This is a genomic window from Methanobrevibacter sp. (genome assembly GCF_045130115.1).
GTDB lineage: Archaea > Methanobacteriota > Methanobacteria > Methanobacteriales > Methanobacteriaceae > Methanocatella.
This window is the reverse complement of sequence record NZ_JBGUPC010000021.1, coordinates 41,479-47,855: the sequence shown is the minus strand read 5'-3', so window position 1 is coordinate 47,855 and position 6,377 is coordinate 41,479. Positions and strand designations below refer to the sequence as shown.

At 36.0% G+C, this 6,377-nt stretch carries 5 protein-coding genes and 1 pseudogene; all 6 read right to left on the bottom strand.

All coding sequences use genetic code 11. The features are described 5' to 3' along the window. Positions 1–1,530: pseudogene (locus tag ACJMML_RS03770) on the bottom strand (hypothetical protein); the annotation flags it as partial. Positions 1,531–2,333: 803 nt separating this feature from the next. Then, positions 2,334–2,915, bottom strand: a complete 582-nt coding sequence (locus ACJMML_RS03765) for a 30S ribosomal protein S3ae (RefSeq protein WP_296785783.1) — start codon at positions 2,913–2,915, stop codon at positions 2,334–2,336. A 438-nt stretch (positions 2,916–3,353) separates the two neighbouring features. Next, entirely contained in the window at positions 3,354–3,674 is a 321-nt protein-coding gene (locus tag ACJMML_RS03760) for a NifB/NifX family molybdenum-iron cluster-binding protein (protein ID WP_405306042.1), read from the bottom strand. Positions 3,675–3,707: 33 nt separating this feature from the next. Then, positions 3,708–4,466, bottom strand: coding sequence for an S-methyl-5'-thioadenosine phosphorylase (gene mtnP / locus ACJMML_RS03755; RefSeq protein WP_405306041.1), 759 nt, complete (start codon positions 4,464–4,466; stop codon positions 3,708–3,710). A 5-nt stretch (positions 4,467–4,471) separates the two neighbouring features. After that, positions 4,472–5,920, bottom strand: a complete 1,449-nt coding sequence (locus ACJMML_RS03750; protein ID WP_405306040.1) for an RtcB family protein — start codon at positions 5,918–5,920, stop codon at positions 4,472–4,474. Between the two features lie 68 nt (positions 5,921–5,988). Beyond that, entirely contained in the window at positions 5,989–6,309 is a 321-nt protein-coding gene (locus tag ACJMML_RS03745) for a hypothetical protein (RefSeq protein ID WP_405306039.1), read from the bottom strand. Between the last annotated feature and the right edge of the window lie 68 nt (positions 6,310–6,377).

Here is a 6,377-nt window from a genome sequence, read left to right as displayed (position 1 = left end):
ACCATAAGAGTCAGTAGCATTAACATTACCTTTAGCAGTATTATATTCAAATGTGGAATTTACAATAGTACCATCATGACCAAACCAGTACACAGCACCACCAGACCTCTCAGCAGTATTGTTAATAAATACAGAATTATAGAGGTCAGCATCATGAGCACCTTCATACCAATCTAATGCACCACCATTAACACCAGCATAGTTACCAATAAATGTACCACCATCAACAGTAATGTTACTACAATCTTTATTAGAACCAGCTTGCATAAAGATAGCACCACCATTACGTGAAGCATTATTCAACATAAAGGTACTGTTTATAATATCACCTTGAGCACCTTTCCATACAATTGCACCACCATTACCACCAAGAATAATAGAACCATCTGGTCCAGTACCATTAACAGTACCTAATGCCTTATTGCTGGTAAAGTTGGAATGTAGTATTGTACCATTATGACCACTCCAGTATATAGCACCACCTGTACTACTTGCAGTATTGTTGGTGAAATCACAATAAATTACTTTACCATCATGAGCACCTTCTTGCCAATCAACAGCACCACCATTCAAATCAGCAGTATTATTAATGAAGATGGACTTACTTAATGTGGTATTAGTACAGTTTTCTGTAGAGTTACCATGTAGGAATATAGCTCCACCACGGTTTTGAGCAACGTTATCAATAAATACACAATTGTCGACAGTACCATTACTACCTACCCATAGTACAGCACCACCGTCTCCACCACCAACGATGCCACCGATTTCACTTATCAGTTCACCGGTAGCAATATTGTTAGTGAAATTAGAATCTCTTATAGTACCATAGTGACCACTCCAATGTACAGCACCACCTGAACGTTTAGCGGTATTGTCTGTGAAAGTGGAACCTGCAATCATACCTTTTGATGAACCAGCATACCAATCGATAGCACCACCATTTCTTCCAGCGACATTGCCTTCAAAGTTACAGTTGGTAACTGTATCTCCTTCACCGGATCCTAGGTATATTGCACCACCATGACCACTAGCAGTGTTGTTTATGAAATTACAGTCAGAGATTATTAATGTACCATCGGAATTTATAGACCCTCCGTTTCCATCAGCATTGGCATTAATAAATGTAATTCCAGTCAGGGTTATACTGTGACCGCTGTGAATATTGAATATTCTAGCTTGCTGGCTACCGTCGATAACTATATTTCCAATACCAGTTATACTGTTAACTGTATCTGGAACAGAAATACCGTTTTCTAAGCCAGAGTCAGTACTATTAAAAGTATAATTTTTAGTTAATACTATGTCCCCTCCAAGGCTCAAATCATTCTGCAAGTCTTCAAATGTTCCTGCATCATTTCCAGCCATCAGAGGATCATCTGTGTTAGGAAGTGAATATGCAGAGACATTACTGTCTGTTGTTAAAACAACCTGATCTGTTGAGTTTCCATCACTTTCTGCCGCAACGGCCTGCAGTGAGAAAAGACAACATATAATTAAACATATAAATAAAATCTTTTTTCTTGACATAATTCACCCCCTCCCATATTATTAATATGATCGTTCATCATATCAGGGAGAGTCTATCGTGATATATATTTTGATATTTACTAATATATAAACTTTAACTAATGGATTTTTAAAAAAAATTTAGAATTTTTCCATTGTTGGACAATAAATACTGAATATATTAATATAAATATAACTATGATATTAAACATAAAATAATTATTATATATTAAAAATGAATAAAAAATATTTAGTCATGCCTAAATTAAATTTATTTCAAATAAAAAAGAGAAAAAATAAACATGAAAAACAATACAAAACTTGAATCATAAATAATTCTATAAATATACAAAAATTCTAAATTATATTCATAATTTTATTAAAAAACTTTACAAAAATGCTAAAAAATGAATTTTTTTATATTCAATTAAAATTAGCCAAATCCCCTACAAACAAATATAAAACAATGGTTCTAATAATAACGAACTAAATATTAATAATTTAAACCTAATTAGAACGGCATCCTACAAAACAGCACCAGTTAAAAAATGTGATAATCACATGTGAAAATAGATTACACAGTCCAGTAATAAATAATTTAATAAAAAATAATCATATAACTTAATTATTAAAGGAAATCAAATGAGTAACTAAGCAAAAAAAGGCAGTATCATCCAGTTAGCAATGACAAAAATTGAATTTGCTTGCTGAAGGAAAAATATAACTATTGAAATAACTGGCATTAATGACATAATCAATAGAAAATTTAAAACAAAAAGAATATTGTATACAAAAAATTAAAAAAAAAGAAGAGAAAAGCAATCTTATTTGATTACTTTACTTTTGATGATTTCCACTCTTTTGAGAGGGTAGATTTTTTTAGCGTTGTGGTAAATTTCAGATGCTAATTTACCGTTTACACAAACAGTCACTAATTCATCAAATGATCTTTCAGCAGCTGCTTCAACGAGTAAATCTTCGATGGTTTTTCTCATGAATCTTTGTTGGGAAGATTTAGCTCTTCTGATGGTTACTGCTAAAACTTGTAATTTTAATTTGCGGTCATCTTTGGTTTTGACTATTGCGGAAGCATCGATTCTGGAAGTTCCTCTTCTGATCATACTTCTTACATAGTCGGTAGTTGTTTTGTGACCTGTAAATTTGGTGTTTGCAACATTACCTGCAACATTGTCAATTTCAAACCTGAGTTTGATGTATTGTTTTGAGAAGTCTCCGGTTAATTCTCTCATAGTAACTTCTACTCCTCTACCAATGAGAAGTTCTGGATCTTTAGCTGGAGTTTCTCCAATTTCTTTGTCTTCAAAGTTCACTGGTGTTTTGATAGTGTACCAGGACTTTTCTTTCCATGTATCACGTACTCTACGTCTTGCTTTTGCTTTTGCCATTATATCAACCGTTTAATTATTATATATTTATATTTTGTAATATAGCGTTTCGCCATTAAAATTTAATAAATAGTCTCAAAATTAAGTATACTACTTAAATTAAACTGTAAAAATGATTTCAAATAAGTATAGATTTACAATCGTTTATTCGACTATTGTGAGTTATTCTCACGTTATTTTAAGAAAATATTTTTAATTAAGTTTTAATTTATAAAACCCGCCCATAAAGGTTATAATAACTTATTTTATTCATGATATATAAAGATTATTGAAATTTCACATATACGGAAAAAATTTTAAAAAAATAAAAATAATAACTTTTCATCCCAAAATAATAATTTTTACGAAAGATGAAAATGCGAGCTTAAAATTTAAAATCAAGCTCTTAAAATAAATATTTGAAAATGTTACAATAGACAGAAAATGGTATACAATATATTATTTCCTCATGAATTCGACATGATCAATATATCTTTTGAGCACTTCATCGACCGGTCCTTCATCCATGACCAGTTTGATTCCTGCATCTTCAGCCTTGATTTTTGATTTAAATCCATACTGAACTGCAATCAAAACATCACAATCGCTGCAGATTTTGATTACCTTTCCACCCTGATGCTTTGCATCATCAGCAATTTCAATGTCTCTTCGCTCGACAAAGCTCAATTCATCCTCATAATCGTAGATGAAAACTGACTTTCCCCTGCCGAGGTGAAGGTCCACATTTTCACCGTCAGAAGACACTACAGCCAAACGCATTCTAATTCACCACTCCACCAATTATTATAATAATTATACTTCGGCACCATCCAATGCATGATTGCACATGCAATCTGCGCCGTCATCCACATTTCTTATGAAATTGTATATCAGCTCAAGTAGCTCAGCCTCTTTTTTTGCAACCATTTCGAAAACTTCATCGATGGTCAACTCATCCGGAGATATTCCTGAAGCGTAATTGGATACTATGCATATGGAATTGTAGCAGATTTCCCTTTCACGGGCTAAGGTAACTTCAGGAACGCCAGTCATTCCGACCAAGTCCCCTCCAAGCATCTTGAACATTTTAATCTCAGCAGGAGTCTCAAATCTAGGGCCTTCAGTGCAGACATAGGTTCCGCCAAGGATGACATCGCCTGATTTTGCCAAAACATCCCTTAAACTTGGACAATAAGCTTCGGTTACATCTATATGAACCACCTTATCCTCATAGAATGTCTTTACCCTGTCCTGTGAGAAATCAAGAAAATCATCAGGGATGACAAATGAACCTGGAGGCATATCCTCATTCATTGAGCCCACAGAGTTAGTGGCTATTATTTTTGTGACACCGACATTTTTAAGGGCATCAATATTTGCCCTGAAGTTGATCTTATGGGGAGGTATTGAATGGCCGGAGGCATGCCTTGGTATGAATGCAACCTTCTTGCCGAACATCTCCAGCATGGACACTTCCACATCACCATAGTCTGTATGGACTAATTTTTCGGTGCAAGAATCAGCTTTTTGGGTAATCTCATATACCCCACTTCCCCCAATTATGCCTATCAATTTAATCATCCTTTACAAACAGATAATGGTTTAACCTTTGCAACTAACTTTGCAATTCCTGTACTGTCAGACACTCGAACCACACTGTCAACATCCTTATATGCCCCAGGAGCCTCTTCCTCAAGCACATGTTTGCTTGTGGCTTTTACCTTGATTCCTCTTGCTGCCAAATCGTCTGTAATCTCATCAGCGTTGAAATCCTTTTTGGCTTTTGAACGGGAAAGGATTCTGCCGGCACCGTGAGCAGTGGATCCGAAAGTCTCCTCCATTGCTGTTTCGGTTCCGCACAATACATATGAAGCGGTTCCCATTGTACCTGGAATCAGTACAGGCTGGCCGACTTCCCTATATTTTTCAGGAACTTCCTCATTTCCAGGGCCAAAGGCTCTTGTTGCACCTTTTCTGTGAACCAAAAGTTCTTCTACACGATTATAGACTTTGTGAGTTTCCATTTTGGCAATATTGTGAGCAACATCATAGACAATGTTCATTTCCATCTCTTTAGCGGATTTGCCAAAGACCTCATTGAAGGTTTCCCTTACCCAGTGAGTAATCATTTGACGATTTGCCCATGCATAATTTGCAGCGGCAGCCATTGCCTGGATATAATCCTGAGCTTCTTTTGAATCCAGCGGCGCACAGGCCAATTGCCTGTCTGAAATGTTGATTTTGTATTTTTTGTAGGCCTTGTCCATTACTCTCAAATAATCGGAGCATATCTGATGTCCGCAGCCTCTTGAGCCTGTGTGAATCATGACTACAATCATTCCCTCTTTAAGGCCATAAACCTCAGCAACCTCTTCATTATAAATTTCATCAACGATTTGAACTTCCAAAAAGTGATTGCCTGAACCGAGAGATCCTAATTGAGGAATTCCTCTTTTTTTAGCCTTGTCAGATACGATGCTTGAGTCTGCATCGATCATTCTGCCGTTTTCTTCAAGGACTTCCAAATCTTCTTCCCATCCGAAGCCGTTTTTGACAGCCCATTCCGCTCCGTAGTCAAGCACGTCGTTGATTTCATCCTTACCGAGGGTGATTTTGCCTTTGCTTCCAACACCTGAAGGTATGTTTTCAAAGAGCTTTTCTGTCAATTCATCAAGCTTGTCTTCGACATCATCAAGGGTCAAATTTGATTTTATCATCCTGACTCCACAGTTGATGTCAAATCCCACACCTCCCGGAGATACGATACCGTTCCTTAGGGAGAATGCTGCCACACCCCCAATAGGAAATCCGTATCCGAAATGGATGTCCGGAAGGCCGATTGAGTATCTTTGGACACCCGGAAGGCATGCCACATTGACAATCTGTTCAATGGCCCCTTCCTCCAAATCGTCGATATATTCGTCTGCTATGTAAAATCTCCCTGATGCCCTCATAGATTTGTTATAGGAGCCAGGGATTTCATAAACGTTATCTCTAACTTTTTTAATTTCATCTTTAATGCTCATAGTATCACAAAAATATTATGGTTTAATATATATCTGTGGTGTTTAAATAAGGTTTTGGTAAACTGGAGTTAATTTCTGAATAATGCTGAAACGCCGGCAACTAGCAAAAATATCGCACTTATCACATTGATGTAGTCAGACCCTACAATGACAAACATTGTGGCAATGAGGAATCCTATACCTGCCATATTAGCGTTCTTTTTAACGTAATATGTTGAAGCCAAACCTAAGACAGATGCCAAAATCGCAATAATGCCTAAAAATGGCGCATGTGCCGGTCCGACACTTCCCAAAAATATTAGAAATGATCCTGAGAATATTCCGATGATTGAGCCTATGGCCCCCATGACCATTTCAAAATTTCTTGATATGATTTTGATTTTTTTCATGATTATCACTATGTTTCAGATATTATATAAATAATACCCTACATAGACAATGAAAAAATAGTTTTTTA

Bases quoted from the DNA above. Each gene is read 5' to 3' on its own strand.
- ACJMML_RS03760 (WP_405306042.1), bottom strand. From the start codon at position 3,674: ATGCGTTTGGCTGTAGTGTCTTCTGACGGTGAAAATGTGGACCTTCAC.
- ACJMML_RS03750 (WP_405306040.1), bottom strand. From the start codon at position 5,920: ATGAGCATTAAAGATGAAATTAAAAAAGTTAGAGATAACGTTTATGAA.
- ACJMML_RS03745 (WP_405306039.1), bottom strand. From the start codon at position 6,309: ATGAAAAAAATCAAAATCATATCAAGAAATTTTGAAATGGTCATGGGG.
- ACJMML_RS03765 (WP_296785783.1), bottom strand. From the start codon at position 2,915: ATGGCAAAAGCAAAAGCAAGACGTAGAGTACGTGATACATGGAAAGAA.